Source organism: Ferroplasma acidarmanus Fer1 (genome assembly GCF_000152265.2).
GTDB lineage: Archaea > Thermoplasmatota > Thermoplasmata > Thermoplasmatales > Thermoplasmataceae > Ferroplasma > Ferroplasma acidiphilum.
The window spans coordinates 1,258,927-1,278,166 of sequence record NC_021592.1; the positions used below are offsets into that span (position 1 = coordinate 1,258,927).

Genomic DNA, 19,240 nt, shown 5'->3' on the forward strand with positions numbered 1-19,240 from the left:
TTTATATTAGTTTAGGCTTAATCTAATGTATCGTGGTCTAATATGAAAGACAAAATGGAATTGCTCTGGAATAGCATTGTTAATTATTCTAAGAAAAATGGCTTTTCTCTATATTACTCCACTGATGTGGATATAGTTATAAGCTTTGAATGGGACAAACATATGGGCGGCGCATCTAAATTCCTGAAAAATGCGAAGGATAGTGGGATAAAATCTCTTGTGCTCTCTATTAAACGCTTTGAGGATGAGGATATGGATTGCTCCACCATAGATTGCAATAAATACAGGAACAAAATAGCTGAAATTGATATTATGTACATATTTAACGATGTTGGCTATAAATATCATGATGAAGCTGACTGGTTCTCAGAACTTAACACATTCAACATTGACGACCTGCTGGAAGAGAATGAAGAAAAGAAGGTACTGCCGCTTACCAGGGAAGTTAATGAGAAATCCATTGATTCACTCGTGCAGGATATGATTCAATATTTCAACAATGAATTTCCGGACAGCTCAAATTATGACATGGAAGAAAATATGAGGACTTTCTGGCTATACAAGGGAATAAATTTTGATTTCCCCGTGGAAAACGATTTAAAATTAAAAATTGACAAGGTAAACCACGAAGCCCGCAGGAAGATAGAAAACAATAAAAAATCTGAGGAAAGAGGGAAATTATTAAAATTAATACCTGCAGTTATAACAGAAACAAATGGCAATGAAAATGGAATTATAACACGTGAACAGCTTAAAAATTACTTATCTGATAAAGGCATAAAGGTACAGAACTCTAAAAATATAGATTATATGTATGAGCAGCTTTTAAAGCAACTCCGTATTCAAAATAAAAAATATTAATTTATATATGTATTGTCTATTAGAATGTTTTAATCTACATTTTTTGGGTATGTATTAAATTACATATAATTTCATTTTCTAATTGGAAATATTTCTTAAAGAATTATACCTAAAAGTATTGACATTACTGGACGGAGGATTAAATAATATGGTATAATATTAACCATTATAATCTGCATATTATAATTCCCCAAATTTGCGGTTTAATTAGCCTTTAACAAGAAATTGCAAACATCTACCATTTTTCTTTATATATAAAGGTATAATTTGTAATTATCATGACTAATTAGTCCTTTAAGCAATTAGCATGAATAAAGACAAAACATATATATTATTCTATTTGCTTAACATAATTAGTTAATTAGGTGAATTAAAATGGTATTGACAGAAGAAAGAAATAAGTCGGAAGTCAGATTGGCTAATGACTTTGAAATAAGTAGAAATGCACCATTCAAAACTGTAGATGAGTTTTTGAAAGGCATGGGCCATTTAATTACAGACGATATGCTTGTTTTAAGAGTAACAGAAAGCTTATGCCCCCTGTGTGCAGATGAAGAGAAATTCGATCAGATGAGAATCCCCGCAATAGTATATGAAGAAGGCGGAGAAGTAGACCTTATAAAGGAATGCGCGGAACACGGAATAACAAAAGAAAAATACTGGGAAGACTACGATATGTATGAGGAAGCAAAGAAATACCAGGACAAAGAGGGAACAAAAATACTTAACCCCAACGTAGCAATATATGCCGATAAAATTATATGCCCCACACACTGTGGACTCTGTGTAAAGCATAAATCCCATACAGGATTGGGAAACGTAGTTATAACAAACCGCTGTGATTTATCATGCTGGTACTGTTTCTTCTACGCAAAAGAAAATGAGCCAATATACGAGCCATCACTTGACCAGATCAGGTTAATGCTCAGAAGAATGAGAAACGAGAAACCTGTTGGGGCAAATGCAGTTCAGATAACTGGCGGAGAGCCAACATTAAGGGACGATATAATAGATGTAATCAGAATAGCCAGGGAAGAAGGATATGAACATGTGCAGATGAACACAAACAGTGTCAGGGCCGCATACGATCCAGACTTTGTTAAAAGAGCCAGGGACGCAGGTTCAAACGTTGTTTACACAAGTTTTGACGGTCCAACCCCGAGATCAAACCCGAAGAATTTCTGGGAAATCCCTATGGCACTGGAACACTACAAACAGGCACCCATGGGTGTAGTTCTTGTACCTACAGTTATTGGTGGAATAAATGACCAGTATCTTGGAGATATGATCAAGTTCGCAAAGTCAAACATGGACGTTGTAAGAGGAGTTAACTTCCAGCCAGTAAGTCTTGTTGGAAGAATGTCAGATCGTGCCAGAGCAAGACAGAGGATAACAATACCCGGTGCAATAAAGAAAATCGAGCAGCAGCTTGATGGAGCAGTTGGAAGGGAAGACTTCTTCACAGTTCCGGCAACAACTGATGTATCTAACTTTGTTGCAGCTCTGAAAGGACATCCAACATACAAACTGTCCATACACTTTGCATGTGGAATGGGAACATACCTGTTCATTGACAACGACAAGATAATACCTGTAACAAGGTTTGTTGATGTTAAGGGAATGTTTGAATACCTATCAGAATTAGGAGATGACATAAAATATGCAAAATGGCAGGCACCAAAGAAAGTGGAATCTGTAACCAAATTATTGCTTCACCTGAAGAAATTCGTTGATTACAGCAAAGCCCCGGAAGGATTCAAGCTGAAAGATATGGTATATAACGCCTTTACAGAAGGTGATTACCATGGTCTGAAAGCTTTCCATTATAAATCACTATTCGTAGGGTTTATGCACTTCCAGGACCCATACACATATGATGTTGACCGTGTGGAAAGATGTGATATCCATTATGCAATGCCTGATGGAAGAGTTATACCTTTCTGTGCATTCAATGTTATACCTGAGCTGTACAGGGATTCAACACAGAGAAAGTACTCTATACCTGCAAATGTGTATGAACAGAAGACTGGATTTGACCTGAAGAAGGACAAATACTTCAGAAAATACACAGTTGAAGAGAAGAAGAGGATCATAAGCTTCTATGAAAGAAGCCTTGGAAGAAACCTCACTTCAAAGGAAATAGGACTTGATCTGGACAAGGATGAAATACCAATGATTTCATCTGTAAACCCTGACCAATAATTTTTTTGTTATTTTAATAACAGATTTTTTAATTAAATTTAAGTTCATTTTGTATTCAATCTAAATGTTCAGATTTTAAAGTTAATTTTATATGTGTACGCTAAACACAATAATATAAAAATTCGATCAACATATTTATATTCAAACACATTACCATATTATATGAAATATGATATTCTTGACCATACAGCCGACCTTAAAATAAAAGTATACGGCAATTCTTTAAACTCAATCTTTGAAAACTCTGTTGCTGCCATATCTGATTTAATCACAGGTTCTAAAAGTATGGAGAATGCCATTAAGAGAAAAGTAGAAATTACAAAACAATCGGTTGATGATATGCTTGTCCAGCTTCTAAATGACGTAATATTTTACCTTGAAACTGAAAATGTATTGTTCCAGAGGGCAGAGATAAATATTTCAGGCAACAGGCTTAATGGAATACTATTCGGAACAAAACTGCCTGATAACCCCTGTTACAGCAATGCAATAAAGGCGGTAACATATTATAATCTTAAAATAAGTCCTGAGGAAGGGTTTGCTATCCTCGTCCTCGATGTTTGATTATTGAATTTCTATTAAAGGCCTCCCTGGCCAGGGGTTTTTCTTCAGTATTTCACCGGACTTCACCACTGCAATTTCTATCTTTAATAGGGATTCTATGTATTCTTTGTTTTTTGATATTATGCTATATTCATCCACGGGTTCAGGGTCTATCCTGTTTTTGTTTTTCATGTAATCAGGTATCATTGACTTATACTCCCTTTCCAGGCTGTCTGCCATATAACCTTTAATAAAATCCTCCTGCTTTGTTCCATAAACGGTAATAACTGCCTTCTCCGGCTTAATGCGTATAATTTTTATTATTTCCCTGATATCAGATATAACCCTGTTAAGGTAAGTTTCTGATTTAATAATTCCAGAGTCTATTCTACTTTCAATATTGGTATCTATAGGCTGTACGCTGACAAATGTTTTATTGTCTATATGGCGGTGCCAGTATTCCTCGCAGGAAAATGGTATTACCGGGGAAAGTGCTTTGAGCCAGTCAGCCAGGATAGGTTTCAGTGCACTGTTTATATCACCACCATGGTTTTCCACGTTTTTTAAATCATTCATCACATTATAGAAAATAGAAATACACGCATCTCGAATATTCATAGATTCCATATACCCGAGATAATTTTTCAGGTTTTTATAGAACGAAGACCTGAACCAGTCATATATGTAGCCCTCTCCAGGCGTATCACCTGAATATCCCTCTAAAAGCCCTATAAAATAGGAATAACGTTTGATTACAGATGATATATCTTTTTCATTCCAGTCAAGGAGCGATGAAATATCTGCTCCTGCAGCCATAAATAATCTGTATATATCTGCTGAATACCTGTTGATAATTTCCAGAAGGGAAATAACATTGCCCTTACTCTTTGAAATTTTTGCACCATTTGATATAACAAGACCGGATATCATGAGGCCTCCCGGAAGTTTATTGCCGGAAAATATTGCTGCATGGTTCATAATAAAAAATGCCAGGTGATTTGAAATGTGTGGCGGTGCAGTAATTCTAAGGTCGTTGCCATACCAGTAATCAAATTCTTTCTTTGCTGATCTGGCATTTTCCATTATATAATCATCATACCTGTTACGGGTCTCCTTTCCAAGCAGGACATAATCCAGTATATCGCCGGGTATGCTGTGGAGCCTGTCATAAATATCTTTAAGTTCCTTTTTATTGGTATAGGCAAGCATGTATATTGTAGAGTCTGATAGTGATTCTATAACCCAGTTTTCATCAAATGGAAGCCTGGTACCTATCCCCCTCTTTCTGGCACATGGGCGCTCTTTAAGCCAATCAATAGCATCCATCATCAATTTCCGGTAAAGTTCAGGATAGAAACGCATGGAATTTATGACTTCATGGGCTTTATTCTTGAGCCACTCCGGTGAATAATCAATGAACCACTGGTCTTTTAATACTGCCACTATAACCCTGGAGCCAGACCTTGTAACAGCTTTCCTTGTTGTTTCATAAAAAATTACAGCCATATTTTTTGATATCAGGTCATTTTTAATTGCTTCCCTGCCAGCTGCAACATTCATTCCGCTGTATGGGCCAGAATTTATGAGTACTCCATTATAAAACTCATCCTTATAGAGCTCCTGTGTAGCTTCCTTTAGCTTGCTTTCATTGTGTTCAAGCCCGTATTTTTTAACAAGTGATTCAACAGACATTTTGCTTTTTACTTCAACAACTTTCTTTATGCTATTTTTTATGTTGTTCCTGCCATAATATAAGTAATCAAATATGGAATGGCCCGGTACAGAGTAAACAACTCCAGTACCATTGTCCGGATCAACAAAATCAGCTCCTATCACATCGACAGGAGTATCCTGGAAAGGAACATTGAATTTTTCACCTATAATTTCTTCAGGATTTACTGAACCAATGTATTCAATTCCATCATGCTGGAGGGAAAATTTAGTATACCCATCCGCAGACATAACTACATCCATGTTATTGTAGCGGACCATAGCATACTGGGCATCAGAATTTATCCAGAGATTTGTCACACCGAATAGTGTTTCAGGCCTTAAGGAAGCAGCTATGAGATAATATTTATCCCCCTTAAAAAGGACGCCTGTAAACTCTTCTATTGTTACCTTGTCAGTATCTCCATCCTTTATATCATCTTCCCCTACAGCATTTTCATCATTTATGCTATAAAGTATAGGGTATTTGCCCTTTTTTATAAGCCCTTTTGATTCCAGCTGCATAAATTGCCATTTAACGATTTCCTGATAAAACGGGTCTGCTGAAGTAAACTTTCTGGTCCAGTCAATTGAGTACCCAAGGTCCATGAAATCTTTGACTATCACCCTTGAAAAGTAATCTGCAATATTCTGGGGATTTTTGAATGATTCTATAATCCCATCAATATCGGAAGGGTTTTCATATTCCATAAGGTAATTTCTGTAAAGTTTTATGGTACCGGGGTCACCGTTTCTGATCCTCTCCGAGAAAGCCAGGATGGGTGTTCCACTTTCATGGAATCCCATAGGAAAAAGCACATTAAACCCTGTAAGCCTTTTGTACCGGGCGATTATATCCCCTAGTGTGTATGTCCTTCCATGGCCAACATGCAATGACCCATTGCTGTAGGGCCAGGGGACAGTTACAAAAAACTTCGGTTTTGTATCATCAATTGATGGTTCAAATATATGGCTCTTCGCCCATTCATCACGCCACTTTTCTTCTATTTCACGGTCCATTTACACCACTAGTACAGCTGCGGCTATGACCGTTGCCCATTCATCCGGTTTGAGGACAACGGTGGTAGCTGCAATATTTTTTGTAGTCAGGATTTTATCATCAAGCACATATTCATTTTTTTTGTCTTCCCACTTCAGGTGGTCATCCAGGCCCATTGTGCTGGCCAGCATTTCTGCCGCAAGTTTTTCAGCAAAATGGCCAGAATCATTTTCAGTTTGCCCGAATGTATGGTGTTCACTCAGGTAGCCCCATTTGCTCCTGTCGGACGGCACCGCAACGCCAATCGCAGAGGATATCATCCTGTTCAGTTCATTGGACGAATTTCTTGCCAGTACTGTAAATAAGATCTGCCCGTAGGATAATAACTTAATACCCTCTGATTTATCTACAATTTCTGCGTATGGAGGAAGTATGGAACTGACACTTACGAGATTGTAAGCTGCAATATCCGCATCCCTCAATGCATTTTCAAACGATTGAAGCTGTGTCTCTCCGCGCCCTATTCCCCTTGTGAAAAAAATTTTCTTTGGAAGCAACATAGGGGTGTATTATTAATTATTTAAAATATTTATTGAATATTGCCAGGAACTCTCCGGTACAGGTTTATAATATTTTATATAATATACCGCTATTTATAAAGAACAATGTCCATGCAACAGGAAAATGTATTTGATATGCTTGATCCGGCACTAAAGGAAAGCCTGGCAAGAAACGGTATTTTAAATCCAACAGAAGCACAGAAAATGGCAATTCCTGAGATATTGTCAGGAGAGAATACCCTTCTTATATCACCTACCGGATCCGGCAAAACAGAGGCAGCGCTGGTTCCACTGCTAAATAAAATATATCTCGAAAAACCACAATCCATAGCCCTTCTTTACATAACTCCACTGAGGGCATTGAACCGTGATATGCTTTCAAGGGTATTTGATTACTGCAGAACCCTTGATATACGGGTGCAGGTAAGGCATAGTGATATATCCCAGGCAGAGAGAAATGAAATATCCAGAAACCCGGCACAGATACTTATCACAACACCGGAATCATTGCAGTTGCTCATGATGGGCAAGAGGCTCCGTGAACACATAAAAAACATAAAGTATGTAATAGTTGACGAAGTCCACGAAATGGCTCAGAATGAAAGGGGATCACAGTTTGCTATAGCCATGGAGCGGTTAAAGGTGCTTGCTGGAAATTTTCAGGTTATCGGACTCTCTGCCACTGCAAAGAATGAAGATGAACTTTCACTTTTTATTTCCCCCTCGTCTCAGTGTAGAATATTAAAACCTGTGATAGACAAGAAAATGGATATAAAGGTTATTTTGCCTCCCCCCAGTAATGATGATATCGCTAACATTATGGCATGTGATAACCAGTATGCAGGGTCTATAGAGAAAATACATTCCATAGTGGAGGAAAATAAGGGCACTATTGTATTTGTCAATAGAAGATACGTTGCTGAAGATATATCATTCAGGCTAAGATTATGGTTAAAAGACCCGGATATTGAAGTGCACCATGGATCACTGTCACGTGAAACCAGGGAAACAGCCGAGATGGATTTTAAGGAAAACCGGGTAAAGGCATTGATCTGCACATCATCCCTGGAGCTTGGAATAGATGTGGGTTCAGCGGACATGGTAGTCCAGTTCAATTCTCCCAGGCAGATAAATAAAATGGTACAGAGGATTGGCAGGGCAGGCCATTCTTTGCAGAAAGTTTCCCGTGGGATCGTAATATGCAATGATGTTATAGAACTTGAAGAGGCAAAGGCTATAGTTGGCAATATTAAATTAGGGGAACTGGAAAATGTAATGATAAAGAAGAATTCCCTTTCAACTGTCGCAAACCAGATAATGCTCGAGCTTAATTACTCAAAAAAAGTAGATTATAATTACATGTACAGGATAATTACCGGGGCATATCCATTCAAGACACTGAAATTTGAGGAATACTATGCAGTACTGGGACTTCTTTCAAGAACAAGGAAAATAATTATAGATGGCAATTTTATTATAAAGCGGTATCCAGTTCTTAAATACTTTATAGAAAATATATCCATGATAGCCGGTGAAAAAAATTACAGGGTAATTGACGTAATTAATAAAAAATTTATAGGAACCCTGGATGAAAAATATGTTGTGAATGAAATCTCTCCAGGTTCGTATTTTGTCATTAAAGGTTCAACATGGAGGACAATAAGGATTGACGATGATAAAATATATGTTGAGCCCTTCAGCACGGCAGCCATTGCACCACACTGGACAGGTGAAGAGATACCGGTTCTCTATGAAGCCGCATCCAGGGTATCACAGGACAGGAAAGAAAAATATATTCCGGAATTCCTGAACGATCGTGGCAGGAAAGCCCTTGAAGAATGGTATAAAAATGACATGGCTACACTGGATAAAATCATAATAGAAGCCCATAACTCAGAAATTATTATACAGATCCTTCTGGGAAGCCTGGGCAACTTTACCCTGGCACAGATACTATCCGGGCTGCTAACATCAATCACAGGAGAAAGCGTGGAAATGGATTATTCACCATATCACATATATATGAGGGTTTCAAGGAACATTTCAGCAGAAGATGTAAAGAATTTAATTATGAATATAGATATAAACAACCTTGATGGCTATGTCAAATCATCTGCCCGGAGATCAAGGTTCTTCAACAATGTATTTTTATATGAAGCCAGAAAATTTGGCATCATAACGAATGAAGCGGACATAACCAGGATCCGTTTTGAAAAAATAGTGGACTCATACTATAATACAGTTGTATACGAAGATTCCATAAGAAAGCTCATATTTGATTACATGGATATTAACGTTCTGCATGATTACCTTGAAAACCTTGATGATTCAAATTTTATACTCAAAAACAAAATCTCAGATTCTTCAAATATATTCCTGTCTCATTATTCTGAAAGGGTCATGCCACTCAAGCCTACAAAAACAATACTTGAATCAATTCGCAAGCGGCTTATGAATGAGGAAGTTATACTTTACTGCACATCCTGCGGTAATAAAAGAACCAGGAAAATAAAAGATATTACGGAAATAAGATGTCCTGTCTGCCATTCACGACTTGTAGCTTCAATCTCAAAATTTGATGAGGAGTCAATTTCAAAAAAAATAGATGAAAAAACCAGAAAAAGGATGATAAAAAATGCCCATCTGGTGAGAGAACACGGGATTACTGCTGTTATGGTGATGGCTGCCCGTGGTGTTGGCCCGGAGATCGCTTCCAGGATACTTGAAGTTTCATATCTTAACGAAGATGACCTTATAAGGCGGCTTCTCAATGCCGAAACAGATTTTGCAAAAAATCGCCAGTACTGGTAATGGATGATTGTTGCCTGCATATATTTATTATAGCAAGAATAAAACAACCATATCAGGTGCATTTCAATCAATTCTAAGCTATGGTGATGTTTGTTATAGGGTGTTAATAAAATGTTTTATCTATCATGCATCACAGTTCAAATCAAAAAATAAACATGTTTACAAATAGCTTTATAAAGAACTGTGGATTTTACTTTTATGGAAATTAATAAGCGAAGAATACAAAAAATGAGAGATTTAATTTCACAGAATTTAATGGAAAGCCTCCTGCCCTTTCCACTGGATACAAAACTTTACTCTTCATGGGCTTCAGGACTCCCACATGATGGTGAAACCATAATATATACGTCATACATGTACCAGATTTCAGGCATACTTAAACGTTATGAAGAACTGTTTCCAAAAATTTACCGTTTAAATCTGCCTAAACGATTAATGACCGCATCAAAGTTTTTGATAAAGCCAAACAGGGATGAACTTGACAGGTCTTTCAATATACTGAAAAATATAACCTCAATGCTAACGGCACATGGCTTAAATTTCGGATACCTATACGATGAAGAGCCATATTCCGGAGCCCTGTTGCTGGAATCTGGATTCATTAACGAATATAAAGAGTATGGAAAGAAACTATATAATTTCTTCAAGGAAAGAGGAGTAAAGCAGATTATAACTGTTGACCCGCATACAACAAATGCCTTAAAACGCTATAAAGATTTCATAGACTTTGACATTGATATAAAAAACTACCTGGAGCTGGTTAATTTTAAAGGATCCGGGAATTATGTAATACACGATTCCTGCCTCTATTCACGTGCTATGGGAATGTATGATAATATAAGGGCAAAAATTAAGGATTCTGGAATATCTGCAAGCGAAAACTATCTCATAACGGGAAAGGACATGGGAAGCTGTTGCGGCGGCCCACTTGCCCTTGTCTCAACTAAAGACAGCGAGGATATATCAAAATCACGTGCTGAGAAATTATTATCTGTCAATGAAAACGTTCTTGTTATGTGCCCGCTATGTTACCAGAATCTATCTCCCTATGTAAATAATATAAAAGACATTGCAGAGGTGGTCTCATGAATTATGAATGGGATGTTGCAGTAAATAAGGCAATTGTAAATAATGCACCAAGAGTACAGCAAATTCTCGATGATAATCCATACATAAAGGATGTTGCATCAGAATTAAGGAAAACAAAAAACACTGTTCTCGATAATATCGAAACATATATATCAAAAACAGAGGAAAGTGTGAAACGCACAGGCGGGCATTTCCATTATGCAAAGGATGGCGAGCAGGCCATGGACATTGTCCGGGAAATTTTAGGAGAGAAATCAAAAATCGTTCTTTCAAAATCCAATGTACTTTATGAGATAAAATTAAGGGAAGAACTTGAAAAGGAAGGAAAGGATATCTGGGAAACTGACATGGGTGAATACCTTGTCCAGATTAACAACGATATGCCTTCACATCTTGTGGCACCTGCAATCCATCTTACAAAGGATAAAATAGGTAAATTGCTGCATGAAAATCTTGACAGCGCAATAAATGAAAATACATCTCCGGAGGAAATGGTCAGTATAGTAAGAAAATTCCTGATGGAAAAATATCTCGGCGCTGAAGTGGGGATTACAGGTGCCAATGCTATTGCCGCAGATACCGGTTCTGTCCTGCTCATAGAGAACGAAGGCAACATTAGAATGGATACTGTGCTTCCACAGGTACATATAGCTATAACCGGAATTGATAAAATAGTCCCAACATTGAAGGATGCGTTTAATGAAGTGATAGTACAGGCATCCTATGCAGGGTTTTATCCGCCGGCATACATCAACGTTACTTCCGGCCCCAGTGCTACCGGTGATATAGAACTGAAACACGTATCGCCTGCGACCGGGCCTAAAGAATTCCATTTAATCGTCCTTGATAATGGGAGGAAGGAGGCTATAGACTCTGATATAAGAGAATCACTCCTGTGCATAAGATGTGGCAGGTGCTACTTTTCATGTCCTTCATACAAGCTTTATGGAAAGGACTTCGGGGATAGCCCATATACAGGGCCTACAGGGATTATGTGGTCGGCAATAACAATGAAAAAATATGACAAATCTATGTTATGCATGCATTCCGGAGGCTGCCACGAAGTATGCCCTATGGATATAAATATCCCGCAGGTCATCGAAAAAATTAAATTCAGGTATATGGAATCCTGAATAATTTTTGCCGGCAAATAATAAATGCAATTTTGCAATATATCCGCATGATAAATCATGAACTGGAATACCGGTATAAATCTGATGCACATTTTGTTTACCCGGATTATGATGGATATAATTTCTCAAACATAAATAGTACAATATTATCATTATTCAACATAAAGCACGAAGGAAAAAACCTTGATAAGAAGCTGTACAGCAATATATGCGGTACAAAAAAGGTGGTATTTATCTACATCGATGGCCTGGGTTATGATAGCTGGATCAACTATCTGGGAAAATACAGAGCATTCAAGGAAATAAATGAATCAGGTATTGTGTCACCAATTACCTCCCTATTTCCTTCTACCACCGCTGCTGCGAGCAACACAATAAATACCGGGCTTACCCCTGCAGAACACGGTTTATTTGAATGGCGCCTGTATATTGACCGGTATGATATGGTTATGAAAAGCCTGCCATTTATACCTGTGTATAAGCAGGACAGGGAGAAATTCATTGAAGCAAACCCTGATCCATCTGTTCTCTTCCACGGAAAAACATTTTATGAAACACTGAAAGAAAACGGTATAAAGCCATATGTTGTTTCACGATCAGAATTATTAAAGAGCAGCTATAGCCGGATAATGTATTCCGGTGCGAAGGAGAAAAAAAGGTACGATTTTCTTTTTGAAGGCTTTCTCATATTGAAAAAATTGCTGGAAAAGATAAAAGACAACTCATATGTATTCTTTTATATAGAAGAGCCTGACAAAATGGAGCATAGATACGGTCCGGGAAGTCCAGAGCATCTGGAATCACTCCATTATATAGCCGGCTTATTTAATACCCTGTTTGAGAGCCTATCCGGGCAGGATATTTCAATAATAATTTCATCCGACCACGGATTTACACCGGTCAATAATAAAATATATGTTTCAGGTGTAGAAAACTTAATGCCCATAAAGAATGGAAAAAGAATGCCGGAAACTTGGAGCCCACGGGATATGGCAATGTATAGCGATAATCCGGAAAAACTTAAATTATTTCTTGAACACCAGCTAGATGGAAAAGCAGATGTGATAACAAAACAAGAACTCCTGACATCCGGTATACTGGGCAGCAGGAATGTTGATGAAAAATATGCATCCAGAATAGGTGATGTTATAGTGCTTCCATATTCCGGGAATACTGTATGGTATAAATATTATGAAGACGATATAATAAAAGATCGTGGGATGCATGGAGGGCTAAGCAGGGAAGAAATGATTATACCATTAGCAACAATAAATTTAAAAGATATAAAAAATTATTAGTTTATTTTGTGTTTTTGATTAAATTTTCATAGACTTCAAGGAATTCAAGCCCTTTGTTTATTCCACCAAATAATTCGTCCCTCTTTATGCTCTCCGCGTTCTTCCTCATCTTTTCCGGTTCTTTTACACCGGCATTTCCGATCATGGACTGGACGCACCTGTTGATTCTCAGGGGGCTAAGCTCAAATTTGTACAACATGTCTACTATATCCTTGAGATTGTCTATTATAAACTGCCTGGATGGGGTATTTGAAGCCATTGCAACAAAGAACGAATCCATATCCTGCTTCTTTGCTTTTCCGGATTTGACGAATTCCATGATTGCACTGTGATTTTTATCGCCCTCAAGTGCACCAGATGCAGTTATAGCTTTTGTTTTGTCCTCATCATTTTTCGTGTTTGTTATAATATCCGCAAAGTAGCTGAAATCCTGGTTTATCTTTGCCTCAGCAACCAGATATGCCAGCCTGAAATCAGGGTCAACATTTTCGTAGCTGCTGTATTTTTTTAATAAAGATTTGCAGAAATCATTATTTATATAGGCAAGCTTTGTGTAAAGCCCGGAAAGGGTAATTTTGAAATTAAAATCATCCTTCCTGTTTGCCTCTACGTACTCCATTTTGTCCTTTATATAGAAATTCGCCAGGTCCTTGAAATAGTTATTGTCTGTTATTGTATAAAGGTTGAAAAGTTCCTTTGATATCTCATCTATTACTATGTTCTCATTGATTCCATAGAGCTTTTCCAGCCTTCTGACATATGTTGTCATATTTATTTTTCCTGAAAGCAAAAAGGCATAAAGGTCATTTGCAAGCCCCCATTTCTCCTCTGCTGTAATCTGGGAAAGATTTCTCGATATGTTTTCAAACATGGAATCGTCGTATAAAACCCTGTAAAATCCATTATGGTTGAAATTAAGGGATAATATATCGCCATCTACCTTCATTTCATTTCCTTCCATCAATAACTTTTCTTCGCTGGAGAACCTGTTTATAAATAACGGTATTTTCCATGTTGAATTTTTATCGCCTTCAAGGAAATAGAATTGTTTCTGGGATATTTTGAGTGAATCCCCATCCTTTGCAGTTTCAAGGTACGGATACCCTTTCTGGGAAATCCACTGTTCCATAATGGTTGATATGCCCATGCCTGATTCCTTTTCTATGGCATTCCACAGGTCAGATCCTGATGCATTGCTGTATGAGAATTCTTTTAAATAGTTTCTCATAGCTTTCATAAACACATCTTTGCCAACATATGCTTCTATCATTCTCAGGACATTTGACCCTTTGCCATATCTTATTTCATAGGATAATTGTGATATGCTCCTTGGATCGGTAACATCAGCATTTATTGGATGGGAATTTTTCAGCGCATCCATGGTATAAGCCCCATCTGTCTGGTCCAGAAGAAAATCTCCGAAGAATTTCCAATCGGGATTTGTGCTGTCTACAGTCTTGAAAGCAAAGAACGTAGCAAAGCTCTCATTAAGCCAGAGGTCGTTCCACCACTTCATTGTTACAAGGTCTCCGAACCACATATGCACAAGTTCATGTGTTATAACTTCCGCAGTCCTTTTGTAGCTTCTGCTAGTTGTTGATTTATCTATGTTTAATAGAATTTCCCTGAATGTTATAGCTCCCCAGTTTTCCATTGCACCTGCGGCAAATTCCGGTACCGATATAAGGTTCAACTTTGGAAGCATGTAATCTATTCCTGTGTAGTTTTCAAGATACTCAAGGGACTTTTTGGCACACTCAATAGGATACCTTGACTCTGTTAAATGTCCTTTCATTGCTGTTAAAGCCAATCTTTTTCCCCTGTATTTATCCTCCATCTCATCGAAGTGGCCCACGCCCAGATAAACGAGATATGTAGCCATTACCGGTGTTTGTTCGAACTGCACAACCTTTTTGTTGTTTTCAAGTGTTTCGAACTTTACCGGCATATTTGATATTGCCTGGAGGTCTTTGTCTATTGCCATTGTGATATCAAAGGTTGCCTTATAATTTGGATTGTCTATGCATGGAAATGCCCTTCTGGCATCGGATTCTTCGAACTGGGTTGACAGTATATACTCTTTTTCAGTGCCTGCAACATAAAATCCTTTCAAACCTCTGTCATTATCAGATGAAAACTGCACTTCTGCAACTATATCTCCGCCATTGGTGGGGAATGTAACTCCATCTTCTCCTGCTTCAAATTTAACATCCGCGCCATTAACTTTTATTTTATGTATATCTATTTTATTTAAATCCAGTGTAATTTTTTTCTCTGCATCTGTAATTTTTATTTTCTCAATACCACTATACTTCTTTCCGGAAAAATCAACATCCAGTTTTATGTTATAATTAACAACTCTCATACTACTTTATATGCTAAGGTTTAATAAATTTTTTTAGCCGAACATTCTAAATAATAAAAATTGATTACTGAATAATGGATGAAAAATATAGCTTTGCCTATCTGGGCATAACAGCCATCATGGCTTTACTGTTCATACAGTTTATACTTGGAATGTATGTCAACCTGTACGTTTCATTCCCGCCTTTAAATAATGTGGCGCACCTCGCTGGAAAGAGCTTTCCATCCAATTATATAGTGGTAATGGTACATATGATGTTCGGGTTCCTTATACTTATAGTTGCCTTTATACTCCTGCTGTTAAGTGTTAAAATAAGGAATTCAAAACTTGTTTTATCCAGCGCAATTTCCTTAGTATTTGTAATAGTAGCTGGTATATCCGGTTTACTATTCCTGTTCAACGAAGCGAATTTATATTCACTGATTATGGCTGTTTCATTTATAATAATAGTATTATCAGAATTTTATTATCTTTATGTGATAAAAGTCTCAAAAAATTAATTTTTTAAAAGATCTGAAGACCTTTTATATAATATGTCACGCATCAAAAGGAAAGCACGGAAATTTTCTGCATTAAACCGCCCGGAAAAACCCTCTTTTCTGGATACAAGCCTGTAATAATACATTACTTCTATTGTTTTTCTGCATGCCCTGAACGCAACGTGGGCTGCCCGGTTTTCAGATGACAATATCTTATAATCATTTGCCCATCCCCTTTCGCCTTCCATTTTTTCAAGAAAACTGAAATCAGCTGCTTTTTCACCTGTTATTATATAATTTTCAAGTGATTTTATAAATTCAACCATTTTTTTATATTCTTCCATACGTGGTTCATCAACCTTCATTAGCCTGTTCAGCAACTCGGCAAGGTCATATTCTTTCATAAAATACATCTGTATACCTGAATCGTAGTCTTCTTCATTCCTGCTTACCATGCACTGAAATTTAGGAAATTCTATCATAATTTATTATGAAGGCGATCAATATATATTTTGCTCAAAATGATAAAATATAAATTTCATTATGCTACGATTATTCTAGTCTGTAGCCGCCTCTTCTATAGATGTATAGCGTTCACAATTTTCCATTCCAAAATTCTTTTTTGTTATATCTATAAATTTTTTCTTTACCGAGTTGAAATCATTTTTTATTCCGGAAATATCATCCATTGAAGTCATAATATCCGGGGAGAAATTGCAGGGGTTTATTGCATTGAATTTTTTCAGGTCAGTAGATATATTCAGCCCCATTCCATGCATCGTTGTAAACCTGTCTATCCCAATGCCTATGGAACAGATTTTTTTATCGCCTACCCATACACCGGTTTTTTCATTCAACATGGGTTTTCCCTCTATACCATAAGCGTCCAGCAGGCTTATAACAGAGTCCTGTATCATTTTAATTAGACCCAGGGCGTTAATATTCCTTCTTTTCATGTTAACTATATAATATGTCACAAGCTGTCCGGGGCCATGATATGTCATATATCCTCCCCTGTTAACCTTTATCGCGTTGGAGAGGTCCCCACTGTAATGGGACCCTGCAGTGTACACATCCGGGTGCTGGAGGAAGATAAAAACATCACCGCTTATCCCTTCATTAACCAGTGCATGCATTTTTTTCTGGAAATTCAAGGCCTCAATATAACCAACAATTCCCGGGTCGTATATTCTTTCTACTGGCTTCTTTTCCTCCATTACACTCGAATTCATTCTTTAAAGTTATACATTTCTATGTTTTCAATCCGGCAAATATCTGAAAAACAGTAAAAAATTGTGCAATTTCAGGGTATATAAAAGTATAGCAAAAGAATTTAAATCACTGTGTATTAGTTATATGGTGAAACAAATGGAACATGATTTTAAAATTATTGATTACATAATAAAGGGGAATGAAACACATGACGGTGCAGGTGTGAAGCTAAAACGTATTTTTGGTGGTCCGAATACCGTTCAATTGACAGACCCATTTCTGCTTCTTGACCACTTCGGGTCAGATCGCATAGAAGATTATATTGCAGGATTTCCATGGCATCCACACAGGGGAATAGAGACAATAACTTACCTGCTTTCTGGAAAAGTAGAACACAGGGACAGCACAGACCACCGTGGAACAATATACCCTGATGAACTTCAGTGGATGACCGCAGGTAGCGGCATATTCCATGAAGAAATGCCAAAACCACTTGATGAAAAAAACCCTGAGGAACTGATAAAGGCATACGGAATGCCCACTCTTGTTTCAGGATTCCAGCTGTGGCTTAATTTACCTGCTAAGTATAAAATGTCTACTCCCGCTTACCGCAGCATCAAGGGCAGTGAAGTTCCTAAAATTGAAATTGACGGTGCAACATTAAAAATTATAGCAGGAGAATATAACAAAGTATCTGGCATGTACAATTCACAGTACGGCATCGACCCGCTATACCTCGATATTACAATGGATGAGGACTCAGATTTTGTTTATAGGGTTAAAGATGGATACACATCACTGATATTTTCTATAACAGGAGAAGGAATATCTAACGGCCAGAAACTTGAACCTGATACTGCCGCAATAATGTCCAGAAATGGTAATTTCATAAAAATTCATACAGGAAATTCAAAATACCGCTTTATCCTTCTATCCGGAAAACCATTGAATGAACCTATTAAGTGGTATGGGCCAATAGTAATGAATACAGATGAACAGATACGTGAGGCTATAAGCGACCTGAATAACAATAATTTTGTCCGTGAAAAGAATCCCATAGTAGAATAAGTTATTCTGTAAGAATTATATATCTATTCTATTTTTAGATAAGAATTAAATATCCTGTTGCAATGGTATGACATGGAAAATGATAGCGATGCCAATCAGTATATGATATCACTGAAATATCAGTTTAAATCATACCTGCGGACAAAAAGATTCCTGGGGTTGATTTTATTTACAACAATAATATCTATAGGTATTACCGCTTTAATGCTTCATGATGAATACTCAATGCTCAAAGCCGGAACTCCTTTATTATACTTTTATAAGTACCTTTCGGGATTTTCGGCTGATCTGGTTGTAATTATAGGTGCATTCTTCGGTGGGGATATTATTTCCACAGATACCGGCACAAATGCCGCATACTACACACTTGTGCAGCCTGTAAGGAGATCCATATTATTTGTAGGTAGATTTACTGCTGCCTTAATATCTTCATTTATAATAGTGCTGGTTTACTTCGTAGTTGGCGTTGGCAGTTCCCTTTACCTCTATGGAAAGGTAACACCGGTTATATTTGAAAGCCTTGGAATACTCGTATTATTCCTGGCAGCTGCAATTGCATTTGCATCACTGTTCTCAGGTATATTTAAAGGGCAATCAAGCGGGATTATTGTTTCAGTATTATTGCTCTTCATAGGATTCCCTATAATAGATGAATTTGTAGGCAGTATCGGTGGCATAGACCCGCTATTTTCACTTAACTTTGCCGGTGAAATCATGTACCTTATCTTTGAAAAACCATACCCTGCGGTTAAGGCATCAGGCAGTGGTTTTGGCCCTGGTGCTGGTGCAGGTGCATTTTACACCTTCAGCCCGACAGTGATGCAGGGACTTGGTGTGCTGATTGCATACATAATAATATGCGGGATAATTGCGATAATATTGTACTCAAGGAGGCAAATAGAGGGATAA

15 protein-coding genes are annotated in these 19,240 nt (G+C 37.4%); 10 read left to right on the top strand and 5 right to left on the bottom strand.

From position 1 onward, the window contains the following. Positions 1-42 precede the first annotated feature (42 nt). From FACI_RS06450 to FACI_RS06460, 3 genes are all read left to right on the top strand, one after another. Positions 43-861 (top strand): hypothetical protein, encoded by an 819-nt coding sequence (locus tag FACI_RS06450; RefSeq protein ID WP_009887326.1) that lies wholly within the window; start codon positions 43-45, stop codon positions 859-861. A 375-nt stretch (positions 862-1,236) separates the two neighbouring features. Continuing rightward, a complete protein-coding gene (tes, locus tag FACI_RS06455; RefSeq protein WP_009887327.1) occupies positions 1,237-3,063 on the top strand; it encodes a tetraether lipid synthase Tes in 1,827 nt (608 codons plus the stop codon). Positions 3,064-3,225: 162 nt separating this feature from the next. Beyond that, positions 3,226-3,627: an archease gene (locus tag FACI_RS06460; protein WP_009887328.1), complete on the top strand. Its 402-nt coding sequence runs from the start codon at positions 3,226-3,228 to the stop codon at positions 3,625-3,627. Here the strand turns inward: FACI_RS06460 and leuS are convergent, their stop codons facing one another. Further along, a complete protein-coding gene (gene leuS, locus FACI_RS06465; RefSeq protein WP_009887329.1) occupies positions 3,628-6,336 on the bottom strand; it encodes a leucine--tRNA ligase in 2,709 nt (902 codons plus the stop codon). Continuing rightward, a complete protein-coding gene (locus tag FACI_RS06470) occupies positions 6,337-6,876 on the bottom strand; it encodes a pyruvoyl-dependent arginine decarboxylase (protein WP_009887330.1) in 540 nt (179 codons plus the stop codon). A 105-nt stretch (positions 6,877-6,981) separates the two neighbouring features. On the opposite strand from FACI_RS06470, the gene FACI_RS06475 reads away from it, so the two are divergent. From FACI_RS06475 to FACI_RS06490, 4 genes are all read left to right on the top strand, one after another. Then, on the top strand, positions 6,982-9,687 hold the full coding sequence (locus FACI_RS06475; protein WP_009887331.1) for a DEAD/DEAH box helicase: 2,706 nt from the start codon (positions 6,982-6,984) through the stop codon (positions 9,685-9,687). Between the two features lie 198 nt (positions 9,688-9,885). Further along, on the top strand, positions 9,886-10,776 hold the full coding sequence (locus FACI_RS06480) for a (Fe-S)-binding protein (RefSeq protein WP_019841639.1): 891 nt from the start codon (positions 9,886-9,888) through the stop codon (positions 10,774-10,776). Then, positions 10,773-11,909 carry an LUD domain-containing protein gene (locus FACI_RS06485; RefSeq protein ID WP_009887333.1) on the top strand — a complete coding sequence of 379 codons (1,137 nt, stop codon included), beginning with the start codon at positions 10,773-10,775 and terminating at the stop codon, positions 11,907-11,909. The genes FACI_RS06480 and FACI_RS06485 overlap by 4 nt, the downstream gene beginning before the upstream one ends. A 47-nt stretch (positions 11,910-11,956) precedes the next feature. Next, the gene (locus tag FACI_RS06490; protein ID WP_009887334.1) at positions 11,957-13,207 is read left to right on the top strand and encodes an alkaline phosphatase family protein; all 1,251 of its coding nucleotides are present in this window, start codon (positions 11,957-11,959) and stop codon (positions 13,205-13,207) included. A gap of 1 nt (position 13,208) precedes the next feature. Here FACI_RS06490 and FACI_RS06495 read toward each other — a convergent pair whose 3' ends face one another. Then, complete coding sequence (locus FACI_RS06495) at positions 13,209-15,572, bottom strand: M1 family metallopeptidase (protein ID WP_009887335.1); 2,364 nt, start codon at positions 15,570-15,572, stop codon at positions 13,209-13,211. A gap of 74 nt (positions 15,573-15,646) precedes the next feature. Here FACI_RS06495 and FACI_RS06500 point away from each other — a divergent pair, with 74 nt between their 5' ends. Beyond that, positions 15,647-16,072, top strand: coding sequence for a hypothetical protein (locus tag FACI_RS06500; RefSeq protein WP_009887336.1), 426 nt, complete (start codon positions 15,647-15,649; stop codon positions 16,070-16,072). Here FACI_RS06500 and FACI_RS06505 read toward each other — a convergent pair. Both FACI_RS06505 and lipB read right to left on the bottom strand, forming a co-directional pair. Beyond that, positions 16,069-16,533, bottom strand: coding sequence for a hypothetical protein (locus tag FACI_RS06505; protein ID WP_009887337.1), 465 nt, complete (start codon positions 16,531-16,533; stop codon positions 16,069-16,071). The genes FACI_RS06500 and FACI_RS06505 overlap by 4 nt on opposite strands. A gap of 75 nt (positions 16,534-16,608) precedes the next feature. Continuing rightward, positions 16,609-17,268, bottom strand: a complete 660-nt coding sequence (gene lipB / locus FACI_RS06510) for a lipoyl(octanoyl) transferase LipB (RefSeq protein ID WP_238553347.1) — start codon at positions 17,266-17,268, stop codon at positions 16,609-16,611. 151 nt (positions 17,269-17,419) lie between these two features. Here lipB and FACI_RS06515 point away from each other — a divergent pair, with 151 nt between their 5' ends. Both FACI_RS06515 and FACI_RS06520 read left to right on the top strand, forming a co-directional pair. Next, on the top strand, positions 17,420-18,331 hold the full coding sequence (locus tag FACI_RS06515; RefSeq protein ID WP_009887339.1) for a pirin family protein: 912 nt from the start codon (positions 17,420-17,422) through the stop codon (positions 18,329-18,331). 72 nt (positions 18,332-18,403) lie between these two features. Further along, positions 18,404-19,240 carry an ABC transporter permease gene (locus FACI_RS06520; RefSeq protein ID WP_009887340.1) on the top strand — a complete coding sequence of 279 codons (837 nt, stop codon included), beginning with the start codon at positions 18,404-18,406 and terminating at the stop codon, positions 19,238-19,240.

Bases quoted from the DNA above. Each gene is read 5' to 3' on its own strand.
- FACI_RS06450 (WP_009887326.1), top strand. From the start codon at position 43: ATGAAAGACAAAATGGAATTGCTCTGGAATAGCATTGTTAATTATTCT.
- tes (WP_009887327.1), top strand. From the start codon at position 1,237: ATGGTATTGACAGAAGAAAGAAATAAGTCGGAAGTCAGATTGGCTAAT.
- FACI_RS06460 (WP_009887328.1), top strand. From the start codon at position 3,226: ATGAAATATGATATTCTTGACCATACAGCCGACCTTAAAATAAAAGTA.
- leuS (WP_009887329.1), bottom strand. From the start codon at position 6,336: ATGGACCGTGAAATAGAAGAAAAGTGGCGTGATGAATGGGCGAAGAGC.
- FACI_RS06470 (WP_009887330.1), bottom strand. From the start codon at position 6,876: ATGTTGCTTCCAAAGAAAATTTTTTTCACAAGGGGAATAGGGCGCGGA.
- FACI_RS06475 (WP_009887331.1), top strand. From the start codon at position 6,982: ATGTCCATGCAACAGGAAAATGTATTTGATATGCTTGATCCGGCACTA.
- FACI_RS06480 (WP_019841639.1), top strand. From the start codon at position 9,886: ATGGAAATTAATAAGCGAAGAATACAAAAAATGAGAGATTTAATTTCA.
- FACI_RS06485 (WP_009887333.1), top strand. From the start codon at position 10,773: ATGAATTATGAATGGGATGTTGCAGTAAATAAGGCAATTGTAAATAAT.
- FACI_RS06490 (WP_009887334.1), top strand. From the start codon at position 11,957: ATGATAAATCATGAACTGGAATACCGGTATAAATCTGATGCACATTTT.
- FACI_RS06495 (WP_009887335.1), bottom strand. From the start codon at position 15,572: ATGAGAGTTGTTAATTATAACATAAAACTGGATGTTGATTTTTCCGGA.
- FACI_RS06500 (WP_009887336.1), top strand. From the start codon at position 15,647: ATGGATGAAAAATATAGCTTTGCCTATCTGGGCATAACAGCCATCATG.
- FACI_RS06505 (WP_009887337.1), bottom strand. From the start codon at position 16,533: ATGATAGAATTTCCTAAATTTCAGTGCATGGTAAGCAGGAATGAAGAA.
- lipB (WP_238553347.1), bottom strand. From the start codon at position 17,268: ATGGAGGAAAAGAAGCCAGTAGAAAGAATATACGACCCGGGAATTGTT.
- FACI_RS06515 (WP_009887339.1), top strand. From the start codon at position 17,420: ATGGAACATGATTTTAAAATTATTGATTACATAATAAAGGGGAATGAA.
- FACI_RS06520 (WP_009887340.1), top strand. From the start codon at position 18,404: ATGGAAAATGATAGCGATGCCAATCAGTATATGATATCACTGAAATAT.